This is a genomic window from Actinomycetota bacterium, assembly GCA_035765775.1.
In the GTDB taxonomy this organism is placed as follows: domain Bacteria; phylum Actinomycetota; class CADDZG01; order JAHWKV01; family JAOPZY01; genus DASTWV01.
The window spans coordinates 1-25,259 of the sequence record DASTWV010000017.1 but is presented as its reverse complement, the minus strand read 5'-3'; the positions used below and the strand labels follow the sequence as shown (position 1 = coordinate 25,259).

Here is a 25,259-nt window from a genome sequence, read left to right as displayed (position 1 = left end):
AGGGTGAGGTAATCCATGGCATCCACGGAACTCGATGCGCGGATCGCCGCCTTTGCGTCGCTGGCCGACCCGACGCGCCGCCGGCTCTACCTCTACGTCATCTCCCGGACGGCGGGGGCCGGGCGGGAGGAGGCCGCCGAGGCCACCGGTATCAGCAAGGCCCTGGCCGCATTCCACCTGGACCGCCTGATCGACGACGGGCTGCTGGTGGCGGACTACCGCCGGCTCAGCGGCCGCACCGGGCCCGGGGCCGGCCGGCCGGCCAAGATCTACCGCCGCTCCTCCCGGGAGCTGTCGCTCACGATCCCACCCCGCAGCTACGAAATGCTGGCCCGCCTGCTGGCCCAGGCCCTGACGTCGGGTGAGGACCCGGGGGAATCCCTCCGGGAGTCGGCCCGGGCGGTGGGCTCGATGCTGGGTGCCGAGGCGCGGCGCCGGGCTGGGCCGCGGCCCAGCCGCCAGCAGCTCCTGGACGCCGCCGCCGAGGTGCTGGACGAGAGCGGCTTCGCTCCCTGCCCCGACGCCGACGGCGGCGGGCTCATTCTGGGGAACTGCCCGTTCAGCCCGCTGTCGAGCGACTACGTCGACTTGGTGTGCGGGGCCAACCTCACCCTGATGCAGGGCCTGACCGAGGTCCTGGACGTCAAGGACCTCGAGGCCGGGTTCGAGCGCAGCCCGCAGACCTGTTGCGTGGCGATGCACCGGGCCCGCCCGGGGGCCGCGGCCACCCGGGACTGAGCCCGGGAAGCCGGGCGCCGGCAGGGAACCGCGGAGCCCACTTCCCCGGCTCCGCGGTTCCCTGCCGATGTGTCCGGTTGTCCTACCTGGTGCCGACGGCAGCCCGCCCCCGCCGGGCGACGGCATCGATGGTCACCGCCGCCAGCAGCACCAGGGCGGTCACGATCAGCTGGGTCGCTGCCGCCATGCCCAGCAGGCCCATGCCGTTGGCGATCGCGGCGATGGCGATGCCGCCCAGGACGGCGTGGACCGGCCGGCCCCGCCCGCCCAGCAGGCTGGTGCCGCCGATCACCGCGGCGGCCACCGCGTAGAGGACGAGCGTGCCGCCGTCGAGGTTGGTGGAGACCGAGCGCAGCCGGGAGGCGTAGACGATGCCGGCGATGCCGGCGGTCATCGAGCACAGCATGAACGCCGCGGTGCGGATGCGGGCCAGGTTGACCCCCGCCCGCCGGGCCGCCTCGGCGTTGCCCCCGATGGCGTAGACGTAGCGCCCGTAGCGGGTACGGCCGAGGAGCACGGTCCAGGCCACCAAGGTGACGAGCACGATCAACACCACCCACGGCACGCCCTGGATGGGCAGCACGATGCCCCGGTTGGCATTGCACACCAGCAGGAGGGCGACGGCGGCGGCTGCGACGCCGAGGATCTTCAGCAGGGTGAGGCTGACCGGCGGCGCCACGAGCCCGCTGGCCCGGCGCCTGCGGTCCCGCTGCCAGGTGACGCCGGCGTAGGCGAGCACCCCCAGGACGGCCACCACCCACCCGGCGGTCACCGTCAGGTTGCCGTTGGCGAGGTCGTTGACCACGTTGTTGTTGATCGGCACGATGCCGCCCTGGCCGATGATGCGGATCATCAGCCCCTGGAAGCCCAGGAGTCCGGCGAGGGTGACGACGAACGACGGCAGGCGGAGCCGGGTGATGATGGCGCCCTGCACGACGCCGATGAGGGCGGTGACGGCCAGCCCGGCCAGGATCGCCGCCCACCAGGGCCAGTTGCGCGGGGCGGCCAGCAGCTCGACGGTGACGACGCCTGCCATGCCGGCCACGAAGCCGATCGACAGGTCGATCTCGCCCAGCAGCAGGGCGAAGATCTCAGCGAGGCCCAGCAGGATAAAGACCGCGGCCTGCACGAGGAGGTTCGTGAGGTTGCCGGCGGTGAGGAAGTTGGAGTTCTGGCTCTGGAAGATGATGGCAATGACCACGAGCCCGACGAGCACGGGCAGCACGCCACTGTCGCCGGATTTGATGCGCAGGAACGAAGCCCGGACGTACTCGCCCAGGGAGTTGGCGAGCACCTCGGGGGCGGCGGCCACCACCGCTTCCGGCGGGGTTGCCGGCGGGGGAGTCTCGACCTCGGGACCGGGGTCCTTCACGGTGGCCATGGCTCAGCCCTCCTCAGCCGGTGGCACCGGCTCCGCCGCGGGTGGCGAGGCGGTGCCGTTGCCCCCGCCGCGCCGGGTGGTCGTCCCGGTGGTCATGAGCTCGACCACGCTCTGGCGGTCGAAGTCGGCGGCGGGGCCGGAGGCCACCATGCGCCCGAGGTAGAGCACGGCGATGCGGTCGGCGACCTCGAAGACGTCGTTCAAGTTGTGCGAGATGACGATGACTGCCAGGCCACGGTCGGCGAGCCGGCGCACCAGGTCCAGGACCATCCGGGTCTGGGCAACCCCGAGCGCCGCGGTGGGCTCGTCCATGATCACCAGTTTCGAGTTCCACATGACGGCCCGGGCGACCGCCACCGACTGGCGCTGGCCTCCGGAGAGGGAGCCCACGGGCTGGCGGATCGAGCGGACCGTCGTGACGTTCAACGAGCGCAGCGTTTCGGCCGCCGCCTTCTCCATGTCGTCCTCGGAGAGCAGGCGAAGGTGGCGTTTCTCCCGGCCCAGGAACATGTTCTGGACGATGTCGAGGTTGTCGCACAGCGCCAGGTCCTGGTACACGGTGTTGATGCCGAGGGCAGCCGAGTCCTTCGGTGTGTCGATGCGTACCGGCCTGCCCTCCCAGTAGATCTGGCCGCCATCGGGGCCATGGATGCCCGAGATGGTCTTCACGGTGACGCTCTTGCCGGCGCCGTTGTCGCCGACCAGTGCAGTGACCTGGGCGGCGGGGACCTCGAGGTTGACCCCGGTGAGGGCCTGGACCGCCCCGAAGCGCTTGCCGACGTCCTCCAGCCGGAGCAGCGCGCCGGCGGTGGCCATCACCGGCGCCTCGTCCGTGGCGGCGGCACCTGCGGTACTTGCGGGCATGTCGACTCCTTCCGGCACGGCCCGGGGATCCCCGGGCCGTGCCATCCGTTGCTGCTTAGGAGATGCCTGCCGAGCTGCAGAGGCTGGCGTACGAGCCGCCACAGAGGTCGCTCTTCTTCACGAAGTTGTCCGCGATGACGGTGGAGGCCATGTTCTGCGTCGTGACCCACACCGGGGTCAGCAGGACCGAAGGCACGTCGACGTTCGGGTTTGCGCCGGTGTCCTTGGTGGTGCCGTTCACGAGCGCGGTCGGGGCGGTCTGGCCGGCCCGGACGTACAGCGACAAGGCGGCGGCAGCCTGCGCCTCCACCGAGATCGACTTGTAGACCGTGCCGCACTGGTAGCCCGACAGCACGTTCTGCAGCCCGCCGAGGGTGGCGTCCTGGCCGGTGACCGGGACCGTCTTGGCAGGGACGTGGGCGTTTTTCAGCACGGTAATAACCGAGTTGCCGAGCCCATCATTGGCGCTCACCACGGCGTTGATGTTTTTGTTTGCCGTGTAGGCCTGCTGGAAGTCGGTGAGGGCGACGCTGTTGTCCCAATTGGTGACCGCTTGCTCGCCCACCTTGGTGTAGGTTTTGTTGGTGTAGAGCGGGTTCAGCACGGCGTTGTAGCCCTGCGCGAACAGCGTCGCGTTGTTGTCGGTGGGCGAGCCGTCCAGCTCATAGACCTGGGGGTTCTTCACGTTCCAGGCCGTGACGCAGGAGACCTCGCCCGAGCCGATCAGGCCGCCGACCTTCACGTTGTCGAAGCTCACGTAGTAGCCCCGCTGGCCGTTGAGGACCAGGCGGTCGTAGTCGATCACCTTGACGCCCTGGGTCTTGGCGTAGTTCTCGATCGAGGCTCCGGTGCCCGAGTCGAGCGCGTCCAGGAGGAGGACGGTAGCGCCGCCGGTGATGAGGGCCTGCGCCTGCGAGAGCTGGGTGCTGTCGCTGCCCTGGGCGTTGTCGACCGCGAACTGCGCCTGGGTCAGGCCCGCCTTCACGAATGCCTGGGTGAGCAGCGGCTGGTCGAAGGAGGTGTAGCGGGCCGAGGATGCCGTGTCGGGCAGCAGCACGCCGATGTTGCCCTTGCCCTGGGACGCCAGTCCCTTGAGCTGGGCCATCGCCGACATGTCCGGCGTGAACGAGGTGGCGCTGAGCGACGGTACCGCGGTGGGGGTGTTCGACGAACCCGACCCGGTGGAGGTCGAGGTCTTCTTCGAGCACGCGGTCAGCACGAGGGCGAGCGCCATGACGGCGGGCAGCAGGGCCGAGCGGGTGGGATGCCGATGCATGTGTCCTCCTATTCCGGCAGACGTAAAGGTGACGTCCAATCAGAGGCTTTTCGGCACCCCGGAATTAGGGACCGCGGGCTCGGCAGTGCCCGGGCGGTGGGGGCGAAGACCGGCAGGGGGTCCCGCGTACCCGGCGAGCGCTCACAGCCGCGGACCTCCCAGTAGGCTTTGTTGAGACATTTCCAGCACGTTTCCGGCCGAAATTGCCCAGCTCTGTGTCTAGTGTGCTCCGGGTTGCCCCCCGTTTCAAGAACGGAAAGGGGCGTAGCTGCTCGCCAATCGGATAGGTTCTGCAGGCGGCATCCGAAGGCGGGATGCGGAGCGAACCTAAGGAGGTGGGAGTGGCCCCCCTGCGTGCGCTGTTCCTGAACTGCACTCTGAAGCGGTCCCCGGCGGTGTCGCACACCGAGGGGCTGGCCCGCACGGTCATCAAATGGTTCGACGCCATGGAGGTGGACAGCGAGCTGGTCCGGGTGGTGGACTACCGGGTCCTCACCGGGACCTCCTCCGACGAGGGCGACGGCGACGAGTGGCCCCAGATCCTGGCAAAAGTGAAGGCGGCTGACATCCTCGTGATGTGCACGCCGATCTGGTTCGGGGTGCGCTCCAGCGTGTGCCAGCTGGTGATCGAACGGCTCGATGGCACCTACCAGGAACGCAACGCCGCCGGGCAGTACCCGCTCTACAACAAGGTCGCCGGCGTGGTGGTGACCGGCAACGAGGACGGCGCCCACTCGGCGGCGGAGACGACATTGTTCAACATGACCCATCTCGGCTGCACCGTCCCGCCGAACGCCGACACCTACTGGGTGGGCGACGCGGGGCCCGGGCCCAGCTACCTCGACGTGGGCCAGGACCATGCCTACACCAAGCGGACCACCCGCTGGATGGCCCACAACCTGGTGCACATGGCCCGGATCCTGCAGGCTCACCCGATCCCGGCCGAGGGCAACACCTTCGATCCCGAGGAGGAGCACATGCCGCACGCCGGCTGACCCGCCGGCGCCTCCCGCTATACTCCCCCGGCTGCGCGGCGATGGAGCTCGCCGAAACCGCCCACCCGGGCTGATGGCTCCTGCCGACGAGACGCCGGACAGGAGCCCGCTGTTGAGCCGCCACGAGGACGCCGCCCACCACCTCCACCTCACCCACCACGATCCGCAGCTGCCGATCGACCCCGATCGGGACAGCTCCCTGCCGGAACCGTCGGGGGCGCGCGTCCCGCCTGGGCTGCGCCCCGGCATCCTGGCCGCCATCGCCCTCGGCGCCGCCCTGGGGGCCCCCGCCCGCTACGAGGTGGCCCAGCTGATCCATGTGGCCAGGGACGGCTTCCCCTGGGCCACGTTCTGGACCAACATCTCGGGGAGCCTGGCGCTCGGGGTGATCCTCGTCCTCATCCTGGAACGGTTCCCGCCCACCAGGTACCTGCGGCCCTTCATCGCCACCGGCTTCCTGGGCGCCTACACCACCTACTCCACGTTCGCCGTGGAGGCCGACCTCCTCGCCAAGGACGGCCACGCCGGGGTGGGGCTGGTGTACGCGGTCGTGAGCCTGCTGGCCGGCTTCGTGGCCGTGTGGGTCGGGATCTCCTTCGCCCGGGGCGTGCGTCTCGGTCGGCTGGCGGTGCGCCAGTGACGTCGCCGCTGGTGTGGGGCGGCCTGGCGGGGGCCGGGGCTGCCGGGGCGGTGGCGCGGTACCTGGTGGACGTGGCCGTCAACCGCCGCACGCGGGGAGACTTCCCATGGGGCACCCTGCTGATCAACGTCTCCGGGTCGCTGATCCTCGGCATCCTGACCGGGCTGGCCCTCTACCATGGGTTCCCGGCCACACCCAAGGTGATCCTGGGCACCGGGTTCTGTGGCGGCTACACCACATTCTCGACCTTCACCTTCGAGACGGTGCGCCTCCTGGAGGAGGGTGAAGTGAAGGCCGCAGCCGGCAACGTCGCCGGGACCCTCCTGGCGGGAGCCGGGGCGGCGGCACTGGGGTTGGTGCTGGCCGCCCGGTAGCGTGCCGGTCGGAAGGGCCGCTAGGCGGGGCAAAGAGCGGGGCAAAGAGTGGGGCAAAGAGAGGAACAGGCATGGATGTGGTGGTGCAGCCCGTGGAGCGCTTGCGCGGGTCGGTGGCGGTGCCGGGAGACAAGTCAATCTCCCACCGCGCGCTGATGCTGGCCGCGATGGCCCGGGGGCGGTCCGTGATCCGGGGCCTGGCGCCCGGGGCCGATGTGGCCTCGACCCTGTCGTGCCTGCGCACGCTCGGGTTGGCCCAGCCCACGGGAGGGCCGTCCGGCGAGATCGGCATCGAGGGCCTGGAATGGCAGCTGCCGAGGTCGGCCGCCCTCGACGCCGGGAACTCCGGCACCACGATGCGGCTGCTGGCGGGGGCGGTCGCCGGGCGGCCCACATCGTGCGTGCTGGCGGGCGACGCCTCACTCTCCCGCCGGCCCATGGCCCGGGTGGCGGTCCCGCTGCGCCTGATGGGGGCAACCGTGGAGCTGGCCGCGGGCGACCGCCCGCCGGTGCGGGTGCTGGGGGGCGAGTTGGATGGCATCGACTACCCGATGCCGGTCGCCAGCGCGCAGGTGAAGAGCGCGGTGCTGCTGGCGGGCCTGCAGGCCTCGGGGACCACCCGCCTGGGGGAGCCGGCTCCCTCCCGCGACCACACCGAGCGGTTCTTGCAGTGGCTGGGCGTGCCCCTGGCCCGGGAGGGCTCGGCGGTGGTGCTCCCGCCCGGGCCGCACCTGCCCCTGCCCGGGTTCCTCCTGCACGTGCCGGGCGACTTCTCCTCGGCCGCCTTCTGGATCGTGGCGGCGCTGCTGGTGCCCGGGAGCGACGTCACCTTGACCGGGGTCGGCCTGAACCCGTCGCGCACCGGGCTGCTGGACATCCTGGCGTTGATGGGCGCGGGCATCGAGGCCGAGCCGGGGGCTGCGGCCACCGCCGACGGCCCCGAGCCGGCCGGGGTGGTGCGGGTCCGGGCGTGCCCCCTGCACGGCGCCGATGTCGCCGGGCCGGTGGTGGCCAACGCCATCGACGAGCTGCCGCTGGTCGCCGTCGCCGCCACCCAGGCCGAGGGCGTGACCACCATCCGCGACGCCGGCGAGCTGCGGGTGAAGGAATCCGACCGGCTGGCGGTGCTGGCCGGCGGGCTCCGGGCCCTCGGGGCGGACGTCACCGAGACCCCCGACGGGATGGTGGTGCACGGGCCGGTGCGCCTGCACGGCGGGGCCGTGGATGCCGGGGGCGACCACCGGATGGCGATGGCGTTCGCCGTGGCGGCCCTGGGGGCCACCGGCCCGGTCACCATCTCGGGCTGGGAGTCGACCGCGATCTCCTACCCCGGCTTCCTCGACACCCTCGGCGGCCTCGCCTCGTGAGCGCTCCGGTGGTGGCGCTCGATGGTCCGGCGGGATCGGGCAAGAGCACGGTGGCCTCGGCGGTGGCCCGTGCCCTGGGCGTGCCCCACGTGGACACCGGCGCGATGTACCGGGCGGTGACCCTGAAGGCGCTGCGCGCCGGTGTGGCGCCCTCCGACGCCCGGGCCCTGGCGGCGCTGCTCCCGGGCACCGACATCGACCTGGTCGGGGACCGGGTGCTGCTGGACGGCGTGGACGAGTCCGCCGCCATCCGCTCCCCGCCGGTCACCGCCTCGGTGTCGCAGGTGGCGGCCCAGCCCGCGGTGCGGGCCTGGCTGCTCGACCGCCAGCGGGCGCTCGTCAGCCGGCGGGGGGGCGTGATGGAGGGGCGGGACATCGGCACGATGGTGCTGCCCGACGCGCCGTGCAAGGTCTTCCTCACCGCCGACGCCGCCGAGCGGGCGCGCCGGCGGGCCGCCGAACTGCGCGCGGGCGGGGCGGAGGCCTCCGACGCCTCGGTGCGGGCGGAGATCGAGGCCCGGGACCAGCTGGACTCGAGCCGGGCGGCTTCCCCCCTCCGGGTGGCGGACGGGGCGGTCGTGATCGATTCCACCGGGCGCAGCGTCGAGGACGTGGTGGCGGAGATCGTGGGGCTGGCCGGCGGAGGTGCCCGTGGCTGAGTCCGACGAGGAGGGGGTGGTGGCCGCCGCGGCCCCGGTCGGCCTCGTGGCCGTGGTGGGGCGGCCGAACGTGGGGAAGTCCACGCTCGTGGGGCGGCTGGCCGGCCGGAAGGGGCCGATCGTCGGGCGGTTGCCCGGCCTGACCCGCGACCGCCTGGACGTCGACGCCACGTGGCAGGGCACCACCTTCACCCTGCAGGACACCGGCGGGCTCGTGGAGGAGGCCCTGGGCGTGGGCGGGCTGGAGGGGCTCCCCGGGAAGGTGGCCGAGCAGGCGGTGGGGGCCATCGCCGGGGCCGACGTGGTGCTCTTCGTGGTGGACGCCACCGTCGGGGTGACCGCCGACGAGCTGGCCCTCGCCAAGCGCCTGCGCCGCCAGAAGGCCCCCGTGGTCCTGGTGGCCAACAAGGTGGACGACGGCGGGGCCGAGTTGGCCGCCGCCGACCTGTGGGGGCTCGGCTTCGGGGAGCCCTACCCGGTGTCGGCGATCCATGGCCGCGGCTCCGGTGACCTCCTCGACCGCATCGTGGCCCTGCTGCCCGAGCACCCCTCGGAGCCGCGTGCTCCCGAGGCGGCGGCCATCGCCCTCCTGGGGCGGCCGAACGTGGGGAAGTCCTCGCTCTTCAACCGGCTGGTGGGCGAGGAGCGGGCGGTGGTCCACGCCGAGCCCGGGACGACCCGGGATGCGGTGGACACGGTCATCGAGGTGGAGGGCCGGCGCTACCGGCTGGTAGACACCGCCGGCATCCGCAAGCGCACCAAGACTCACGGGCTGGAGATCCCCTCGGCCGCCCGCACCCGGGCGGCGCTCGCCCGGGCCGACGTCGCCCTGCTGCTCGTCGACGTCATGGAGGGGGCCGCCCACCAGGAGCAGCGCATCGCCCGGCAGATCGCGGAGGCCGGGGTGGGGATCATCCTGGTCCTGAACAAGTGGGACCTGGTGGAAGGTGAGGACGAGGCCAAGGCGCTGGCCCGGGCGGCGATCTCCGAGCTGCCGTTCGTGGGCTACGCCCCCCTGGTGCGGACCTCGGCGCTCACCGGGCGGGGGGCGGTGAAGCTGTTCCCGAAGATCGATGAGGTGCTGGCGGCCCGCACCCTGCGGGTGCCGACCGCCGAGCTGAACCAGTTCATCGCCGAGGCGCAGCAGTCGGTACCCGCCCCCCGGAGCGAGAACCGGGAGGTGCGGGTCCTGTACGCCACGCAGGCCGAGATCGCCCCGCCCACGATCGTGCTGTTCGCCAACGGCACGCTACAGCCCGGGTGGCTGCGCTACCTGGAGCGCAAGGTGCGGGAGCGCTACGGCTTCGTGGGCAACCCGATCCACTTCGTGGTGCGCCGCCAGGAGCGCCGCCACGGCCGGGCGGCGGAGTAGGCCGAGCCGGGAGCCGGCGACTCCCGGGCGGTAGGATTGGGCCCTCGGGCTGTAGCGCAGCTTGGTAGCGCACTTGACTGGGGGTCAAGGGGTCGTGGGTTCAAATCCCGCCAGCCCGACCGAGAAGAGCACCTGTTCGGCCACGTCGGGACCGGGGTTCTGCGCCCCGGCGCACCGGGAGCGGTTACCCTGCCCCGAGTGGACCCCGCTGACCGCCACGACGTCATCCGGGTGCAGGGCGCCCGGGAGAACAACCTCAAGAACCTGAGCGTCGAGCTGCCCAAGCGCCGGCTGACGGTCTTCACCGGCGTTTCCGGCTCCGGCAAGAGCTCGCTGGTGTTCAGCACCATCGCCGCCGAGTCGCAGCGCCTCATCAACGAGACCTACAGCGCGTTCGTGCAGGGCTTCATGCCGAACCTGGCCCGGCCGGACGTCGATGTCCTCGAAGGGCTCACCACGGCGATCATCGTCGACCAGCAGCGGATGGGCGCCGACCCCCGGTCCACGGTCGGCACCGCCACCGACGCCAACGCGATGCTGCGCATCCTCTTCAGCCGCCTCGGGCAGCCGCACATCGGCTCGCCGCAGGCGTACTCCTTCAACGTCCCCTCGGTGCGGGCCAGCGGGGCGATGACGGTGGAGCGGGGCAGCGCCAAGACCGAGCACGTGTCCTTCACCCGCACGGGTGGCATGTGCCCCCGGTGCGAAGGGCGGGGCAGCGTCTCCGACATCGACCTCACCGAGCTCTACGACGACACCAAGTCGCTCGCCGAGGGTGCGCTGGACATCCCGGGCTACACGACGGGCGGCTGGAACTACCGGCTCTACGCCTCATCGGGCTTCTTCGATCCCCACAAGCCCATCCGGGACTTCACCGCCCAGGAGCTGCACGACTTCCTCCACCACGAGCCGGTCCGGATGAAGATCGAGGGCATCAACATGACGTATGAGGGGCTGGTCCTCCGGGTCCAGAAGTCGATGCTCTCCAAGGACCGGGAGGGGATGCAGCCTCACATCCGGGCCTTCGTGGACCGGGTGGCCACCTTCACCGCCTGCCCCGACTGCGGCGGTACCCGGCTGAGCGAGGCGGCCCGGTCGTCGCGCATCGGGGAGATCAACATCGCCGATGCGTGCGCCATGCAGATCAGCGACCTGGCCGGGTGGGTGGCGGCCCTCGACGAGCCGTCCGTGGCGCCCCTGCTCAGTTCCCTGCGCCAGATCATCGACTCATTCGTCGAGATCGGTCTGGGGTACCTCTCGCTCGAGCGGCCCTCGGGCACCCTGTCCGGCGGCGAGGCGCAGCGGGTCAAGATGATCCGCCACCTGGGCTCGTCCCTGACCGACGTCACCTACGTCTTCGACGAGCCCACCGTCGGCCTGCATCCCCACGACATCCAGCGCATGAACCGGCTGCTGGTGGCGTTGCGGGACAAGGGCAACACCGTCCTCGTCGTCGAGCACAAGCCGGATGTGATCGCCATTGCCGACCACGTCGTCGACCTCGGCCCCGGCGCCGGCGAGCAGGGCGGCACCGTGTGCTACGCCGGGCCGGTCGACGGTCTGCGGGCCAGCGCCACCCTCACCGGCCGGCACCTCAGCTACCGGGCCCGGCTCAAGCAGGAACCCCGGGCACCGACGGGGAAGCTCGAGGTCCGCCATGCCAGCCGGCACAACCTGCACGACGTGGACGTGGACATCCCCCTGGGCGTGCTCTGTGTCGTGACCGGCGTGGCCGGTTCCGGCAAGAGCTCGCTCATCCACGGCTCCATCCCGAAGCGAGCCGGGGTGGTATCGATCGACCAGACCCCGATCCGCGGCTCCCGGCGCAGCAACCCGGCCACCTACTCCGGGCTCCTCGACCCGATCCGGAATGCGTTCGCCAAGGCGAACGGCGTCAAGGCGGGCCTCTTCAGTGCGAACTCCGAGGGGGCGTGCCCCAACTGCGCCGGCAACGGTGTCATCTACACCGACCTCGCCGTGATGGCCACCGTGGCGACCGTGTGCGAGGAGTGCGAGGGCAAGCGCTTCGATGCCAGCGTGCTGGAGTACAGGCTGGCCGGGCGGGACATCAGCGAGGTGCTCGCCATGTCGGTCAGCGAGGCAGATGCATTCTTCGGTGCCGGGCCGGCGAAGACCCCGGCCGCCCGCAAGATCCTGGAGCGCCTGGGCGACGTCGGCTTGGGCTACCTGCGGATCGGCCAGCCCCTGACGACCCTGTCAGGCGGGGAGCGCCAGCGCCTGAAGTTGGCGATCCAGATGGCCACCGACGGCGGCATCTACGTGCTCGACGAGCCGACCAGCGGCCTGCACCTGGCCGATGTCGAGCAGCTGCTCGCGTTGCTCGACCGGCTGGTGGACTCCGGCAAATCAGTCATCGTGATCGAGCACCACCTGGCGGTGATCGCCCACGCCGACTGGATCATCGACCTCGGCCCGGGCGCGGGCCATGACGGCGGGCGCGTGGTGTTCACCGGGACGCCCGCAGCGTTGGTTGCGGCCCCCAACACGCTGACCGGCGAGCACCTGGCGGCGTACACCGGCTGACGACCGGCCCGGCAAGGGTGCGACGAGGCGAACTGGGGGACTTTAGTCCCACGATCCGGGACAAAAGTCCCCGACATCGACCTCGGCTCGGCCCCGCCCTACCCGTGCGGTGCCTCAGCCCCGGGGGGTCTGCGGGGCGGCGTCCTCCTCGGCGATCCGGCGGCGCAGGTCGTCCATGTCGATGCCCCGGATGCGGTCGATGAGCTCGGTCAGGGCGCCCTCGGGCATCGCCCCGGGCTGGGCGAGCAGGCAGATGCCCTCCCGGAACACGAACAGCGTGGGGATGGAGAGGATGCGGGCGGAGGCGGACAGCGCCGGCTCCGCCTCGGTGTCGACCTTGCCGAACACGATGTCGGGATGCTGCTCCGACACCCGCTCGAAGACCGGGGCGAAACGCTTGCACGGCCCGCACCATTCGGCCCAGAAGTCCACCAGGACGATGCTGTTGGCCCGGACGGTGTCCCAGAAGGAGTCGCCGGTGAGGTTGACGGTGGCCATCGCTTCCTGATCCTCGCCCATTGCGGCCCCGGGCGCCACTCCGCGCTACCGGCCGGCCGGCGCCTCCAGACGCGGATGGGCGGCGAAGAAGTCCCACAGCACCGCGGTGGCATCCAGCGCCGGGCTGGGCGGGTCCAGCCGCAGCGCCCGGGCCACCCGGGGTGCCGGGGGGCGGCCGCCGGGCCACTGGTGGCCGGCGCCGGCGATGGTGGTCAGGCGCACCTCGATGCCGTTCGGACCCGACCAGCTCTCGGTGCGCACCGGGGGCGCCTCGATCACCCGGGGGGGACCGCAGCGGCCGGCCTGGCGCCAGACGTCCATGACCGAGAGCACCGGGGGCCGGGGCGTGGGCTCGAAGGCCTTCGCCCCGATGCCGCCCCCGAAGGGGAGGTTGGCATCCTCCAGGCCGTGGATCGCCAGGACCGAGATGGGCGCCGGCCGGCGGCACTCGCACACCATGGTCCCGGCCACCGAGCCGATCGCCGCCAGGCGCCCGGGGAGGTCGCACCCCAGGCGGTAGGCCATCATCGCCCCGTTGGAGATGCCGGCGGCGTACACCCGGCGGGGATCGACCCCCTCGGTGGCACCCGCCTCCTCCAGCACGGCGGCCAGGAAGGCCACGTCGTCCACCCCCTCCCGCACCGCCGGCCCGCAGCACGTGCCGGCGTTCCACGAGTGGCCGAGGCCGTCCGGGTAGCACAGGACGAAGCCGTGCACGTCGGCGAGGTCGTTCCACCGGTAGGCGTACTCGGCCTGCGCCCCGGACCCGAAGCCGCCGTGCAGCACCATCACGAGGGGCACCCGGTTGCCCCGGGACAGGCCCCGGGGCCGGTAGAGGCGGTACACCCGCGCGCGCCCGCCGGCGGTGAGCACCCGCCGCTCGCTGTGCCAGACGAACCCTTCGACGCTGCGCACCTTGCCTATATCATCGTCGCTCGGGCGCCCGCCCAAGGGCCGCCCGACCCAACAGGAGGCGCTGTGGCGGATCCCCCCGGGGAGGTCGTGCTCGACCGGGTCTTCACCATCCCCAACCTCATCTCGTTCGCACGGCTCCTGGCGCTCCCGGTGTTCCTGTGGGTGTACCTGAGCGGCCACGTCCTCGCCGCCACGGTCATCCTCGTCGTGGTGGGCGTCAGCGACTTCCTCGACGGGTTCGTCGCCCGGGCGACCGGCCAGGTCTCCAACCTGGGCAAGCTGCTCGATCCGCTCGCCGACCGGCTGGTCATTATCGCCGTTCTCGTCGCGTTCGGGGCCAGGGGCACCGTGCCTTGGATCCTGTCCGGGTTCATCATCGCCCGGGACGTCATCATCATGGCGGCGTTCCTGGCCCTCGAGAAGAAGGGGATCCCCCGGCTGCCGGTGAACCGGACCGGCAAGCGGGCAACCGCATCGATCTTCGTCGGCTTCGGGTTCGCCGCCCTGGGGGCAGTCATGAAGGTGAGCGGGGTGCACGGCGAGCGCTCGGCGGCGGCCGGGGTGCACGACACCGCGCTGGTGTTCCTGATCCTCGGCGCGGCGCTCTACTGGGCGGCCGGGTACCTGTACGCCACCGAGATCCGGCGCGGGGCGGCGCGGGCGGGCGGGACTGGCCAGGCCCAGACAGGCGGCGGAAGCCGCTAAGGTTCGCTACCCTTCCGGCACGCCGCCACAACCCGCCGGCCCGATCGCAGCCCGCCACGAAGGAGGATCCATGTCAGCCATCCCCCCCGACCTCCGCTACACCACCGAGCACGAGTGGGTACGCGTCGAAGCCGGGCTCTGCAGGATCGGGATCACCGATTTCGCCCAGGAGCGCCTGGGCGACGTCGTCTACCTGGAGCTCCCCGCCGAGGGGGCCGAGGTCACGGCCGGCGACCCGATGGGGGAGGTCGAGTCCACCAAGTCGGTGTCCGACGTCTTCGCCCCGGTGAGCGGCACCGTCGAGGAGGTCAACGCCGAATGCCGGGAGAACCCCGCCGCCGTGAACCAGGACCCCTACGGCGACGGGTGGCTCGCCGTCATCCGGGTCTCCGATCCGGACGCGGTCAACCAGCTGCTCAGCGCCGGTGACTACGAGACTCTCGTCGCCAGCCTCGACGAGGGCTAGCGGCCCGGGCGCGCCCCCCGGGGGGTGGTGCCTGCTGGAGGCCGGGCTGCTGGAGCCGGACGCGACGATGGCGCTCGATGCCGCTGTGCTGGCCGCCTCCCTCGCCCGGCAGCGGCGCGAGGCCGTCGTGCGGGTCTACGCCTGGGCCCGGCCCACGCTCAGCATCGGGGTGCACACTGACCTGCCCGGGGAGATCGCAGCCCGGTGCCGGGAGGCAGGGGTGGCGGTGGTGCGCCGCCCGACGGGAGGCGGGTGCGTCCTGCACGACGGGGACGTGACCTATTCGGTGGTCGCGCCCGACGGCGGGCGCAGCGTCCGGGAGGCGTACGGGTGGATCGCCCAGGCGTTGTCCGCGGGTCTCGCCACGCTGGGGGTCGACGCCGGCGTCGCGGACCACGAGGCTGCCGGGCGGCCGCTCGACTGCTTCGCCGTGCCCACCGGGGCCGACCTGTCCGTGGCCGGGCGGAAGATCTGCGGCAGCGCCCAGGTGCGCCGGGGCGGGTGGTTCCTGCAGCACGGGTCGCTGCCGATCGCCGACCAGCGAGCCCGCACCGCCACCCTGCTCGGGAGCATGCCGGACGAGCGGTCCACCTGCCTGGACCATGTCAGGCCGGGCACGACATGGCAAGATCTGGCCCGAGCAGTGCGGGATGGGTTCGGGAGTCTCTGGGGTGGGCCGGCCACGGTACGGTCTCCGGAGCCGGACGAGTACGGTCCTTCTCCGCCCTGAGGACCCGGGCGAGCCGTCGCCCAGCCCGCCCGATCGAAGGGAGGTTGCACGCGGGACAGCGGGGTACACACCAGGGCTGATGTCGGTCGTTGCACAACCCTCTAGGTATGGTTTAGATTCAGGCGAGCGTCGAATACTCGGGCGAGGAGAGGCAATGTTCTGTACGAATTGCGGGAACCGCAACCCAGAAGGCGCGAATTTCTGCGGCACCTGCGGGGCCCCGTTACGACCGGACGCCGCCGGCGGCCGCTCCGCCCCGGGCCAAGAGGGGGGTGAGGACACCACTGTCACCTTCAACCTCGAGACCGAAGGTGACGGTGAGGAGGAGTTCTCCGTCCCGATCGACGAACTTGAGGAGGGCCGGGCCATCATCGTCGTCCGGCGCGGGCCGAACGCCGGGACGAAGTTCTTCCTGGACAAAGACGTCGTGACCTGCGGCCGGAATCCTTCCAGTGACATCTTCCTGGATGACGTGACCGTGTCACGGCGCCACGCCGAGATCCGGCGCAAGGACGGTGCGTTCCAGTTGGAGGACGTCGGGAGCCTCAACGGGACCTTCGTGAACCGTCACCGGGTGGACACCACGCCGCTGGCCAGCGGCGACGAGATCCAGATCGGGAAGTTCAAGCTCGTCTTCTTCACCGGAGGCCCGCCGCGAGCGTGAGCGTCCGCCCCTTCATGAGCATCGGGGACGTGCTCAAGTCCCTGCGCGAGGAGTTCCCCGAGGTGACCGTCTCCAAGATCCGCTTCCTGGAGGCGGAGGGGCTCATCGAGCCGGAGCGCACGCCCTCGGGCTACCGCAAGTTCTACCAACAGGACCTTGCCCGCCTGCGGTACATCCTGCGCCTGCAGCGCGACAACTTCATGCCGCTCAAGATCATCCGGCGCAAGCTCGAGCAGTTCGAGGCGGATGGTGCCGAAGCCCCGGCGGCCCCCGCTCCGGCTCGGGCGGACAGTACCGGGACCGACGCCAGCGGGACGCCGGCGCCCAGCACCGTGCCCTACGCACCCGAGGACGACCTCGACACGCCCGTCGGCGGGCTCCACCTGAGCCTCGATGAGCTGGCGGCGGCCAGCGGCCTGGCCACCGAGCAGCTGAAGGAGTTGCAGGAATACGGGCTGATCGACGCCCATCCGCTGGAGGGGAGCGTCTTCTACGACGAAGACGACCTGATGATCGCCAAGATCGCCCGGGACTTCGCCAAAGTGGGCATCGAGCCCCGCCACCTGCGCATGTACCGGCACTTCGCCGAGCGGGAGGCGGGTCTGTTCGAGCAGGCGGTCGTGCCCCGGGGCGGGTCCAACGACAGCCGGCGCCGGGCCGTCCAGTCGCTGTCCGACCTCGCCAAGCTCTCCTCCCGCCTGAAGGGCCTCCTGCTCCGCTCGACGCTCCGCCAGCACCTGCAGCGCTGAGCGCGGATCCGACGTGGCTCCCGCCGCCCTCGCCGAGCTCGCCTATACCCGGGAGCAGATCCATGACCGGGTCCGGGAGCTGGCCACAGCGGTGTCGGCCGACCTGGCGGTGGCGAGCGCGGCGTCGGGAGAGCGGCCCCTGCTGATCTCGGTGCTGAAGGGGTCGGTGATCTTCCTCGCCGATCTCGTGCGCCAGATGCCGATCGACGCCGATGTGGACTTCATGTCCATCTCCCGCTATTCGGAAGCCGACCGCACAGGCGTGGTGCGCATCGTCAAGGACCTGGAACAGCCCCTCGACGGGCGTGACGTGGTCATCGTCGAGGACATCGTGGATACCGGGCTCTCCCTGGCCTACCTGCTGCGCACGTTGGAGACTCGGGCCCCGGCATCGCTGCGCATCTGCGCCCTCATCGACAAGCGGGTGTTGCGGATTGCCGAGCTGCCCGTGGACTATGCGGGCTTTGAGACCAGCAGTTTCCTGGTGGGCTACGGGCTCGACCTGCACGGCCGCTACCGCAACCTCCCGGACCTCCTGGCGGTGACCGACGTGGCCGCCCTGGCGGCCGCACCCGACGCCCTGGCGGGCACGCTGTTCCCAATCCTCGAAGCCTGACGGGGGGTCAGCCCGCCCCCGCCGAGCCCCGCCCGCAGCCGCCTCCGGGCCGGGGAAGGGGCGTGTCCCTGTGCTAGTCTGAGGGCGTCTGGGGGGTGCTCCTCCCGGGTTTCGCCGGGTGGCCGAACCGCCGATGGTCGGCGGGGACGTGCCCTCCGCGGGTGGTGACGATGGTCGAGGTTACGCTCGTTGGCGTCCGGGTCGAGTTGCCGACCAACCAGCCCATCGTGCTGCTCAAGGAACGCGACGGGGTTCGCTTCCTCCCCATCTGGATCGGCGCCGTCGAGGCGACCGCCATCGCCTTCGCCCTGCAGGGAGTGGTCACCCAGCGCCCCATGACCCATGACCTCCTGAAGTCCGTGCTGGACGAGGTGGGCGTGACGGTGGAGGGGATCGACATCACCGAGCTGCGCGAGGGCACCTTCTACGCCGCCATCCGCATGCGGACCCGGGGAGCCTCCTACGAGGTCTCCAGCCGGCCCTCCGACGCCATCGCCCTCGCCGTCCGGGCGGGCGCCCCGATCTTCGTCGCCGAGGAGGTCCTGGAGGAAGCCAGCATCAACATGCGGGAGGACGAGGCCGAGGAAGCACCCGACATTCAGGTCGAAAAGTTCCGTGAGTTTCTCGATCAGGTCTCGCCTGAGGACTTCAAGAACCAGTGACACGTCGGGGGCCACAAACCCTCGACGTCAACGTAAGGTTTTTGTGACGCTCTAAACCTTGACTCCCACTCCGGCCGGGTTTTAGCCTCACGGGGTCGGAGCATCTCGGACGTTCAGTGCCAGCCCACACGGTCTGGAACCTGCCTGCCCGGAGCCATCGACTTGTCCAAGGAATGGAGGCGGCCTCTATGCTGCAGGCAGTAGCGACGCGGGGATTCCGTGGCCCCCAGGTGTGCAAGATCGTCGGCATCAGCTACCGGCAGCTGGACTACTGGGCACGTACGGAGCTGGCCACCCCCAGCATCCAGCCGGCGCAGGGCTCCGGCAGCCAGCGGCTCTATTCCTTCGGGGACCTGGTCGAGTTGAAGCTCATCAAGAAGCTGCTCGACGCCGGTGTCAGCCTGCACCGGGTGCGGGCGGCCATCGACTACCTGCGGGGCCTCGGGGACGACGTCCGCGGGGTCACCCTGGTGAGCGACGGCAACTCGATTTACGCCTGCCACTCGGAGAACGAGGTGGTCGACGTCCTGCGCCGGGGCCAGGGCGTCTTCGGCATCGCCATCGACCCGGTGATCCAGGGCCTTCGGGGATCCGTCTCCGAGCTCCGCCCGGCGGCTGACGAGGTGGGGGGACACGGGCAACCCGACGACGTCGAGGATGCGCCCGTCGTGCCCGCCGCGAGGCGAGCCATCCCAGGCGGAAGGGCCGGGGAGGAGTAGGCGATCCGCACGAAAAGCGGCAGCACCACAGAATCGCGGCCCCCGGAGGGTGCCGAGGCAGCATCTGACTCCGAAGCGCTTCCGGGCAGCGACACCGTCGCCTTCGCTCACCACTCCGAGCGGCAATTCGCCCGATTGCTGGATTTCTACCAGATCGAGTGGGACTACGAGCCCCGCTCATTCGACATCGACTGGGGCGCGGACGGTAGTGTCACGCAGCGCTTCACCCCCGACTTTTACCTGCCAGCCTACGACGTCTACATCGAGATCACGACGCTCAACCAGAAGCTCGTCACCAAGAAGAACCGGAAAGTACGGAGGTTGCGAGAGTTGTATCCGGACGTGCGCTGCAAGATCTTCTACCAGCGGGACTACCTGAGCCTGCTGGTCAAGTACGGCCTGGAGTCGCCCACCGCCGCGAGCGCAGCCGGGTTGGACCCGGACGCCCCGGTGACCGGGCTCGACCTCACCCGCGACGCGTGATCCGCGGGCCCCTGCACGACGCCCACGTCGCCGCGGGCGCCCGCATGGTGGACTTCGCCGGCTGGGACATGCCCCTGCAGGTGTCCGGCGTCGTGGCCGAGCACACCGCCGTCCGGGAGCGCGTGGGGCTGTTCGACGTCTCGCACCTGGGCAAGGTGCTGGTCACCGGGCCCGATGCCGGGGCGCTGGTCGACATGGTGGTGACCGGGGCGGTGTCCGGCCTGGAGGTCGGGAGGGCACGCTACGGCCTGTGCCTGACCCCCGAGGGAGGCATCGTGGACGACCTGTTCGTCTACCGGCGGGCGGCCGACTTCCTGGTGGTGCCCAACGCCGCCAACACCAAGGCGGTGCAGGCATGCCTGGCGGACTCCCGCGCGGCCGGCGGCTTCGACGCCGAGATCACCGAGGCGGCGTTCCAGTGGGCCATCCTGGCCCTCCAGGGGCCGCGGGCCCGGGCCATGGCCGAAGAGTTGCTGCCCGGGGCGGTCGAGTTGAAGCTGCACCGGTTCCGGGAGATCGCGCTGGACGGGGTGGCGCTCCAGGTTGCCCGGACGGGGTATACCGGGGAGTACGGCTTCGAGTTGTTCGTCCCCTGGGACGACGCCCCCCGGATCTGGGACCGGCTGCTGGCGGCGGGAGCGCCGCACGGCATCCTGCCGATCGGGCTGGGCGCCCGGGACACCCTCCGCCTGGAGATGGGCTACCCGCTCCACGGCCACGAGATTTCGGTCGACCACAACCCGGTGGAGGCGGGCCTCTCCTGGGCGGTGGCCTGGGACAAGCCGGCATTCACCGGCCGCGATGCCATCGTCGGCGTCCGGGAGGCCGGGCCCAGCCGGCGCCTCGTCGGCCTCCAGGCCTCCGGACCGGGGATCCCCCGGGCGGGCCAACACGTCCTGTCGGGCTCGCGCCAGGTGGGGGAGCTGACCAGCGGCAACTTCTCGCCGACGCTGAAGACCGGCATTGGCCTGGGATATGTCCACCCTGAGGCCGCCGAGCCAGGTACCATGCTGGACATCGACGTCCGGGGCAAGCAGGTGCCGGCGACCGTCGTGGTCCCGCCCTTCGTGGCCCGGGGCCGGGCGGCGGCGGCGGGGAGCTAGCCCGGGGGACGATCACCACCAGCCGGGAGCATCCGTTGGACTACACGCCGCACACTGAAGCAGACATCGAGGCCATGCTGGCCGCCGCCGGGTTCACCGGCATCGAAGACCTGTTCGCCCCCATCCCGGGCTCGGTACGCCTGGGGCGGGACCTGGCGTTGCCCCACGGCATGCCCGAGGCCGAGGTCCTCGCCCTCATGGAGGGCCTTGCCCGCAAGAACCGTCCCACCGGTGAGCTGGTGTGCTTCGCGGGCGGCGGGGCATACGACCACTACGTCCCCTCGCCAGTGGCCCATCTTGCGTTCCGGGCCGAGTTCGCCACCTCCTACACGCCCTACCAGCCCGAACTGTCCCAGGGGGTGCTCGGGGTGCTGTTCGAGTTCCAGTCGATGATCTGCGAGCTGACCGGCATGGGGGTGGCCAACGCCAGCCTGTACGACGGGGCGAGCGCCCTGGTGGAGGCCATCAACCTGGCCACCGGCGCGACCGGGCGCTCCCGGATCGTGCTGAGCGGCGCCCTGAACCCCAACTACGCCGCGGTGGCGCGCACCAACGGCGGGGCGCGGGGGTTCAGCTTCTCCACCACCGCTGCAGGGGACGGGGTGACCGGGGACCTGGGCGATCTGGCCGGGGCTGCCTGCGTGGTGGTGGCGCAGCCGAACTTCTTCGGGTGCCTGGAGGATCTGGCGGCCATCGCGGAGGCGACCCACGCCGCCGGTGCCCTCCTCGTCGTCGTCTTCGACCCCACCACCGCCGGGGTGCTGGAGGCGCCCGGGGCGCTGGGGGCCGATGTGGTGGTCGGCGAGGGCCAGGGCCTGGGGGTCGGGCTGCTGTACGGCGGGCCCTACCTGGGCTACTTCGCCACCCGCCCGGAGCACGTGCGCCGGGTGCCCGGCCGGATCGTCGGCGCCACCGTGGACGTCCGGGGCAAGGGCGGCTTCGTCCTGACGCTCCAGGCCCGCGAGCAGCACATCCGCCGGGAGAAGGCGACCTCGAACGTGTGCACCAACCAGACCCTGCTGGCGATCGCGGCCACGGTGTACCTCTCCTGGCTGGGACCGCAGGGCCTGGTGGAGCTGGGCGAGTCCTGCCTGGCCGGGGCACACCAGGCCGCCGACCTCCTGGCCTCGGTGCCCGGCTGCCGCCTGGCCTTCGCGGCGCCCTTCTTCAAGGAGTTCGCCCTGCAGGTGCCCGGCGATGCCGAGCGGGTGGCGGCCGGCCTGGCGGAGCGGGGGTACCTCGTCGGACCGGGCCTGGGGGTCGCGTCGGCCGAGCTGGCCAGCCACCTGTTGGTGGCGGTGACCGAGCGGCGGACGCCGGAGCAGATCGAGGGGCTGGCCAAGGCGCTGGCCGAGGTGGTGGCATGAGCGGCAGGGCACGGGGGCCGGAGCCCCAGACGATCTTCGACGTCTCGGCGCCCGGGCGCCGGGCCTCATCGGTGGCGCAGCCGGCGGGGTCGCCGGCGGAGGGCCTCATCCCGCCCGGGTTGCGCCGGGCCTCGCCGCCTCGCCTGCCCGAGGTCTCCGAGCTCGACCTCGTCCGCCACTACACCCGGCTGTCGCAGCGCAACTGGGCGATCGATGTCGGGGTGTACCCGCTGGGGTCGTGCACCATGAAGTACAACCCGAAAGTCCACGAGGACGTCGCCGGCCTGCCCGGGTTCCGCAACATCCACCCCTGGCAGCCCGCCGACCAGGTTCAGGGCGCCCTCCAGCTGCTCTGGGAGATGGAGCAGTACCTGGCCGAGCTGACCGGGATGGCGCGGGTTACCTTCCAGCCCGCCGCCGGGGCGCAGGGCGAGCTGACCGGCCTGCTCATCATGCGCGCCCATCACACCGCCACCGAGGGCCACCCCCGGTCCGTGGTGCTCATCCCGGACTCGGCGCACGGCACCAACCCCGCCAGTGTGGCGCTGGGCGGCTACAAGGTGCGCCAGATCCCCTCCGACGAGCGGGGCCTGGTGGACCTGGCAGCCCTCGAAGCCGCCCTGGACCCCAGCGTCGCCGGCCTGATGCTGACCAACCCCAACACCCTGGGCCTGTTCGAGACCGACATCGAGCGCATTGCCGCCGCCCTGCACCGGTCCGGGGGGCTCCTGTACTTCGACGGCGCCAACTTCAACGCCATCCTGGGCAAGGTACGCCCCGGCGACATGGGCTTCGACATCGTCCACATGAATACCCACAAGACCTTCACGACCCCCCACGGCGGTGGCGGCCCGGGCTCCGGCCCGGTGGCGGTGAGCGCCCGGCTCGCCCAGTACCTGCCCAGCCCGGTGGTGGGCTACGACGAGGCCGCCAACCGGTGGTTCTGGGACACCGATCGGCCGCAGTCGATCGGGCGGCTGCACGGCTTCCACGGCAACTTCGGCGTCGTGGTGCGGGCGTATACCTACCTGCGCTCCCTCGGCGGCGAGGGCCTGGTGCGCATCGCCGAGCGGGCGGTGCTGAACGCCAACTACCTCCGGGCCCTCGTGCGGGAAGCCTATCCCGAGGCCCACCCCGGCACCTGCATGCACGAGTTCGTGTGCACCGCCAAGCCGCTGCGGGCGAAGGGGGTGCGGGCAATGGACGTCGCCAAACGGCTGATCGACCTCGGCTTCCACCCGCCCACCGTCTACTTCCCGCTGGTGGTGGAGGAGGCCATGATGGTGGAGCCGACCGAGACCGAGTCCCGGGAGTCCCTGGACGCCCTGGCGGCGGCGCTGCTGCAGATTGCGGGGGAGGCCTCCTCCGACCCCGAACTGCTGCACGAGGCCCCCGTGACGGCGCCTGTCGGGCGCCTGGACGAGGCCCGGGCGGCACGGCGCCTGCACGTCCGGTGGGAGCCGGGGTCGCCCTGGCTGGACGAGTAGGGCGAGCCGGACCGTCCCGGACGGACGGCGATGATGCAGGTGGCGCCGGATCCGAGCATCAGAGGAACGAAATTTGGAATAGGGGTCACCAGTCGGCCTCGGCTATTGAGCCAGATGGCCGCAGGTGCTTCGCGAGGACATCCCCCCACATCGGAGGGGCGCCAAAACGGTGCGGCAGCTGCTTGTGGTGCCCACGCAGAGCCCGGCCTCGGGTGAGTCTTGCCGCCCAGTTGCGGCTGCCCAACTGGGCGGAGCTGTGTCACCACTGCAATATGCGTAGACCGCACCAACGACGCCATCAGGAAAGGCTTTTCCTCGATCGGCTACCAACCGGACCCTTCGGCCTCAAGAGCTATGGGATGGGCTCCGATACAAGCCCCGAGTCCGTGGGGCGTTCTAAGTGGCCACCAGTGGGGACTTTTGCATGCCACGTACAAACGAACTGGTCAAGGCGTTATGAATGAATCATAGGAAGGCCATAGTAAACGGTTGGGCTCGCCGGGCCTAGCTACCCGCAGCAGCCAGTTCCCATGGTAATTGGTTCGTAAGCAAGTGTAGCGGCTGAACGACGAGCGCCGCGGGAAGAATTGCCAATTTGGGAAGCGACGGAATGGCCGTACGGAGGTCTAGAAACCGGCGTCGCACTCGCCTGCACTGCGATATCCACCGTAATGTTGGTCGGTGGGGTTCTGCGTCTGCTTCCTCATGGGATTCGCCAGTCCGGAAGCGTTCCTGTTTTATGGAGTCTCTGCCTACTGATGGCGGTGCTATTTAGCGGCGTGCGACTAGCTTATAGACTCTCCGCAACACGGTTTGAACTTGCCTTAGTCTTATTCGGACAACAGGTAGGACCATCCTTCATGGCGACCAGCTTCCAGATAACAGCGCTAGCCCTGCGCCGGCCAGCCAGAAACGGGCTTGTTTTTCGGTGCTTCCGTTCGCTATAAGAGTGCTCTTGTCGCCCATTTCTCTAAGGCCGGCTTTAGGTTGCGAGCTGATTCTGGTGACTGGAGACCATCTCGTTATTTCTTGCCGACACCCAGACGAATTGCTTGCCATGGCACGGCGCTTCGGGCTCAAGCCATAGCGGGCCGAAGAGGTCTTGCACAGGCGGGGCTCCGGGAAGATCTTGGTCCACTCGCCGCGGGGAGGTTGGTGGTGACGAAGCGCACCCGCCGGCCGGCCGCGCGCGGCGCGATGGCGATCTCGATGGCGAGGTGGGTCTTGCCGTTACGGGACGGGATAGCGACACACTGCAGCAGTTGCGGGCCACTCTGCCGGCGGAGATCCGGGTGACGGCAAGGACGCACCCGCTCTTCGCCACGCTGTACTTCCATAGGCACGTCATCCGACGATAGCTGGCAATTGAGGTGCGGGCCCTCATGGCGCCGAAGAAGGAGGCATCGCCGGAGGAGTAGATCCTCCGTCGGAACCAAGCGACCAGACCCGGCTCTCGAGACAGCGATCCCCACGATGGGAGCGTTCAGGTGGTGGCCCGCCGATGATGACATAGAAGGGTGCACCGGCAGAAGCGTCGACGCCGCCCTCAGATCCCACCAGCCAGTACCCGCGCCAGAACAGCACAAAGATTCTCAAGATTTCTTGCCACATCCCTTGCATGGTTGCGATATGGGTGTGGTAGACTAGAACACATGTTCGAGCAACCGACCACGGATCTGTTCCCGCCCGAGGACTTCGGCACCGAGGCCCTGGGGGACGCGGTGGTCTCCCTGCTCGGCCAGGTGGCGGCCGCCCAGTGCCAGGCGCTGTGCTGGGTCGCGGCCTACGAGACCGCCCGGGGCTGGGAGGGCACCCCGGCCATGGCCTCGTTCCTGGGCTACCGGGCGGGCATGGGCTCCCGGGCGGCACGCGAGATGGTCGCCCT

Annotated in this window: 26 protein-coding genes, 1 tRNA gene and 1 riboswitch; of the genes, 22 read left to right on the top strand and 5 right to left on the bottom strand. The window is 70.7% G+C overall.

Annotated elements, in window-relative coordinates:
• The first annotated feature begins 15 nt into the window (after nt 1-15).
• Nucleotides 16-738 carry a transcriptional regulator gene (locus VFW71_02900; GenBank protein HEU5001713.1) on the top strand — a complete coding sequence of 241 codons (723 nt, stop codon included), beginning with the start codon at nt 16-18 and terminating at the stop codon, nt 736-738.
• 82 nt (nt 739-820) lie between these two features.
• On the opposite strand, the gene VFW71_02895 is transcribed toward VFW71_02900, so the two are convergent.
• The 3 genes from VFW71_02895 to VFW71_02885 form a co-directional block, all read right to left on the bottom strand.
• Complete coding sequence (locus VFW71_02895; protein ID HEU5001712.1) at nt 821-2,119, bottom strand: ABC transporter permease; 1,299 nt, start codon at nt 2,117-2,119, stop codon at nt 821-823.
• A 3-nt stretch (nt 2,120-2,122) separates the two neighbouring features.
• Nucleotides 2,123-2,935: an ATP-binding cassette domain-containing protein gene (locus tag VFW71_02890; protein HEU5001711.1), complete on the bottom strand. Its 813-nt coding sequence runs from the start codon at nt 2,933-2,935 to the stop codon at nt 2,123-2,125.
• A gap of 103 nt (nt 2,936-3,038) precedes the next feature.
• Nucleotides 3,039-4,259: a substrate-binding domain-containing protein gene (locus tag VFW71_02885; protein HEU5001710.1), complete on the bottom strand. Its 1,221-nt coding sequence runs from the start codon at nt 4,257-4,259 to the stop codon at nt 3,039-3,041.
• A gap of 350 nt (nt 4,260-4,609) precedes the next feature.
• On the opposite strand from VFW71_02885, the gene VFW71_02880 reads away from it, so the two are divergent.
• The 8 genes from VFW71_02880 to VFW71_02845 all read left to right on the top strand — a co-directional run bounded on the left by VFW71_02880 (nt 4,610) and on the right by VFW71_02845 (nt 12,210).
• Nucleotides 4,610-5,254 carry a flavodoxin family protein gene (locus VFW71_02880; protein ID HEU5001709.1) on the top strand — a complete coding sequence of 215 codons (645 nt, stop codon included), beginning with the start codon at nt 4,610-4,612 and terminating at the stop codon, nt 5,252-5,254.
• Nucleotides 5,255-5,282: 28 nt separating this feature from the next.
• A riboswitch (Fluoride riboswitch) is annotated at nt 5,283-5,344 on the top strand.
• A 22-nt stretch (nt 5,345-5,366) separates the two neighbouring features.
• Nucleotides 5,367-5,894, top strand: a complete 528-nt coding sequence (gene crcB / locus VFW71_02875) for a fluoride efflux transporter CrcB (protein HEU5001708.1) — start codon at nt 5,367-5,369, stop codon at nt 5,892-5,894.
• The gene (gene crcB, locus VFW71_02870) at nt 5,891-6,268 is read left to right on the top strand and encodes a fluoride efflux transporter CrcB (GenBank protein HEU5001707.1); all 378 of its coding nucleotides are present in this window, start codon (nt 5,891-5,893) and stop codon (nt 6,266-6,268) included. The genes crcB (VFW71_02875) and crcB (VFW71_02870) overlap by 4 nt, the downstream gene beginning before the upstream one ends.
• 71 nt (nt 6,269-6,339) lie before the next feature.
• Nucleotides 6,340-7,635: a 3-phosphoshikimate 1-carboxyvinyltransferase gene (aroA, locus tag VFW71_02865; GenBank protein HEU5001706.1), complete on the top strand. Its 1,296-nt coding sequence runs from the start codon at nt 6,340-6,342 to the stop codon at nt 7,633-7,635.
• Nucleotides 7,632-8,294: a (d)CMP kinase gene (gene cmk, locus VFW71_02860; GenBank protein ID HEU5001705.1), complete on the top strand. Its 663-nt coding sequence runs from the start codon at nt 7,632-7,634 to the stop codon at nt 8,292-8,294. The genes aroA and cmk overlap by 4 nt, the downstream gene beginning before the upstream one ends.
• Complete coding sequence (gene der / locus VFW71_02855) at nt 8,287-9,666, top strand: ribosome biogenesis GTPase Der (GenBank protein ID HEU5001704.1); 1,380 nt, start codon at nt 8,287-8,289, stop codon at nt 9,664-9,666. The genes cmk and der overlap by 8 nt, the downstream gene beginning before the upstream one ends.
• Before the next feature lie 45 nt (nt 9,667-9,711).
• Nucleotides 9,712-9,785, top strand: a tRNA-Pro gene (locus tag VFW71_02850).
• A 79-nt stretch (nt 9,786-9,864) separates the two neighbouring features.
• Nucleotides 9,865-12,210: an excinuclease ABC subunit UvrA gene (locus VFW71_02845; GenBank protein ID HEU5001703.1), complete on the top strand. Its 2,346-nt coding sequence runs from the start codon at nt 9,865-9,867 to the stop codon at nt 12,208-12,210.
• Nucleotides 12,211-12,324: 114 nt separating this feature from the next.
• On the opposite strand, the gene VFW71_02840 is transcribed toward VFW71_02845, so the two are convergent.
• Both VFW71_02840 and VFW71_02835 read right to left on the bottom strand, forming a co-directional pair.
• Nucleotides 12,325-12,708, bottom strand: coding sequence for a thioredoxin family protein (locus tag VFW71_02840; protein HEU5001702.1), 384 nt, complete (start codon nt 12,706-12,708; stop codon nt 12,325-12,327).
• Between the two features lie 45 nt (nt 12,709-12,753).
• Entirely contained in the window at nt 12,754-13,623 is an 870-nt protein-coding gene (locus VFW71_02835; protein ID HEU5001701.1) for a PHB depolymerase family esterase, read from the bottom strand.
• A 63-nt stretch (nt 13,624-13,686) separates the two neighbouring features.
• Here VFW71_02835 and VFW71_02830 point away from each other — a divergent pair, with 63 nt between their 5' ends.
• From VFW71_02830 to VFW71_02770, 13 genes are all read left to right on the top strand, one after another.
• Nucleotides 13,687-14,328 carry a CDP-alcohol phosphatidyltransferase family protein gene (locus VFW71_02830; protein ID HEU5001700.1) on the top strand — a complete coding sequence of 214 codons (642 nt, stop codon included), beginning with the start codon at nt 13,687-13,689 and terminating at the stop codon, nt 14,326-14,328.
• Nucleotides 14,329-14,398: 70 nt separating this feature from the next.
• The gene (gene gcvH, locus VFW71_02825) at nt 14,399-14,794 is read left to right on the top strand and encodes a glycine cleavage system protein GcvH (protein ID HEU5001699.1); all 396 of its coding nucleotides are present in this window, start codon (nt 14,399-14,401) and stop codon (nt 14,792-14,794) included.
• 67 nt (nt 14,795-14,861) lie between these two features.
• On the top strand, nt 14,862-15,524 hold the full coding sequence (locus VFW71_02820; GenBank protein ID HEU5001698.1) for a hypothetical protein: 663 nt from the start codon (nt 14,862-14,864) through the stop codon (nt 15,522-15,524).
• A 154-nt stretch (nt 15,525-15,678) separates the two neighbouring features.
• Nucleotides 15,679-16,188, top strand: coding sequence for an FHA domain-containing protein (locus tag VFW71_02815; GenBank protein HEU5001697.1), 510 nt, complete (start codon nt 15,679-15,681; stop codon nt 16,186-16,188).
• Between the two features lie 14 nt (nt 16,189-16,202).
• On the top strand, nt 16,203-16,937 hold the full coding sequence (locus tag VFW71_02810; GenBank protein ID HEU5001696.1) for a MerR family transcriptional regulator: 735 nt from the start codon (nt 16,203-16,205) through the stop codon (nt 16,935-16,937).
• 13 nt (nt 16,938-16,950) lie between these two features.
• Nucleotides 16,951-17,553 carry a hypoxanthine phosphoribosyltransferase gene (gene hpt / locus VFW71_02805; GenBank protein ID HEU5001695.1) on the top strand — a complete coding sequence of 201 codons (603 nt, stop codon included), beginning with the start codon at nt 16,951-16,953 and terminating at the stop codon, nt 17,551-17,553.
• 170 nt (nt 17,554-17,723) lie between these two features.
• Nucleotides 17,724-18,215 carry a bifunctional nuclease family protein gene (locus VFW71_02800; GenBank protein HEU5001694.1) on the top strand — a complete coding sequence of 164 codons (492 nt, stop codon included), beginning with the start codon at nt 17,724-17,726 and terminating at the stop codon, nt 18,213-18,215.
• 188 nt (nt 18,216-18,403) lie between these two features.
• A complete protein-coding gene (locus VFW71_02795) occupies nt 18,404-18,934 on the top strand; it encodes a MerR family transcriptional regulator (GenBank protein ID HEU5001693.1) in 531 nt (176 codons plus the stop codon).
• Between the two features lie 135 nt (nt 18,935-19,069).
• Nucleotides 19,070-19,417 (top strand): hypothetical protein, encoded by a 348-nt coding sequence (locus VFW71_02790; GenBank protein HEU5001692.1) that lies wholly within the window; start codon nt 19,070-19,072, stop codon nt 19,415-19,417.
• Nucleotides 19,414-20,520 carry a glycine cleavage system aminomethyltransferase GcvT gene (gcvT, locus tag VFW71_02785; GenBank protein ID HEU5001691.1) on the top strand — a complete coding sequence of 369 codons (1,107 nt, stop codon included), beginning with the start codon at nt 19,414-19,416 and terminating at the stop codon, nt 20,518-20,520. The genes VFW71_02790 and gcvT overlap by 4 nt, the downstream gene beginning before the upstream one ends.
• 35 nt (nt 20,521-20,555) lie before the next feature.
• Nucleotides 20,556-21,887: an aminomethyl-transferring glycine dehydrogenase subunit GcvPA gene (gcvPA, locus tag VFW71_02780; protein ID HEU5001690.1), complete on the top strand. Its 1,332-nt coding sequence runs from the start codon at nt 20,556-20,558 to the stop codon at nt 21,885-21,887.
• Complete coding sequence (gene gcvPB / locus VFW71_02775) at nt 21,884-23,374, top strand: aminomethyl-transferring glycine dehydrogenase subunit GcvPB (GenBank protein HEU5001689.1); 1,491 nt, start codon at nt 21,884-21,886, stop codon at nt 23,372-23,374. Before gcvPA ends, gcvPB begins: the two co-directional genes overlap by 4 nt.
• Nucleotides 23,375-25,026: 1,652 nt before the next feature.
• A partial coding sequence (locus VFW71_02770) for a hypothetical protein (protein HEU5001688.1) occupies nt 25,027-25,259 on the top strand: 233 nt, incomplete at its 3' end.

Excerpts from the sequence above, each read along its gene's own strand:
- VFW71_02815 (HEU5001697.1), top strand. The coding sequence starts at position 15,679 with ATGTTCTGTACGAATTGCGGGAACCGCAACCCAGAAGGCGCGAATTTC.
- VFW71_02890 (HEU5001711.1), bottom strand. The coding sequence starts at position 2,935 with ATGGCCACCGCCGGCGCGCTGCTCCGGCTGGAGGACGTCGGCAAGCGC.
- VFW71_02885 (HEU5001710.1), bottom strand. The coding sequence starts at position 4,259 with ATGCATCGGCATCCCACCCGCTCGGCCCTGCTGCCCGCCGTCATGGCG.
- gcvPB (HEU5001689.1), top strand. The coding sequence starts at position 21,884 with ATGAGCGGCAGGGCACGGGGGCCGGAGCCCCAGACGATCTTCGACGTC.
- VFW71_02795 (HEU5001693.1), top strand. The coding sequence starts at position 18,404 with ATGCTGCAGGCAGTAGCGACGCGGGGATTCCGTGGCCCCCAGGTGTGC.
- VFW71_02900 (HEU5001713.1), top strand. The coding sequence starts at position 16 with ATGGCATCCACGGAACTCGATGCGCGGATCGCCGCCTTTGCGTCGCTG.
- gcvH (HEU5001699.1), top strand. The coding sequence starts at position 14,399 with ATGTCAGCCATCCCCCCCGACCTCCGCTACACCACCGAGCACGAGTGG.
- VFW71_02800 (HEU5001694.1), top strand. The coding sequence starts at position 17,724 with ATGGTCGAGGTTACGCTCGTTGGCGTCCGGGTCGAGTTGCCGACCAAC.
- VFW71_02840 (HEU5001702.1), bottom strand. The coding sequence starts at position 12,708 with ATGGCCACCGTCAACCTCACCGGCGACTCCTTCTGGGACACCGTCCGG.
- VFW71_02820 (HEU5001698.1), top strand. The coding sequence starts at position 14,862 with ATGGCGCTCGATGCCGCTGTGCTGGCCGCCTCCCTCGCCCGGCAGCGG.
- VFW71_02895 (HEU5001712.1), bottom strand. The coding sequence starts at position 2,119 with ATGGCCACCGTGAAGGACCCCGGTCCCGAGGTCGAGACTCCCCCGCCG.
- aroA (HEU5001706.1), top strand. The coding sequence starts at position 6,340 with ATGGATGTGGTGGTGCAGCCCGTGGAGCGCTTGCGCGGGTCGGTGGCG.
- VFW71_02810 (HEU5001696.1), top strand. The coding sequence starts at position 16,203 with ATGAGCATCGGGGACGTGCTCAAGTCCCTGCGCGAGGAGTTCCCCGAG.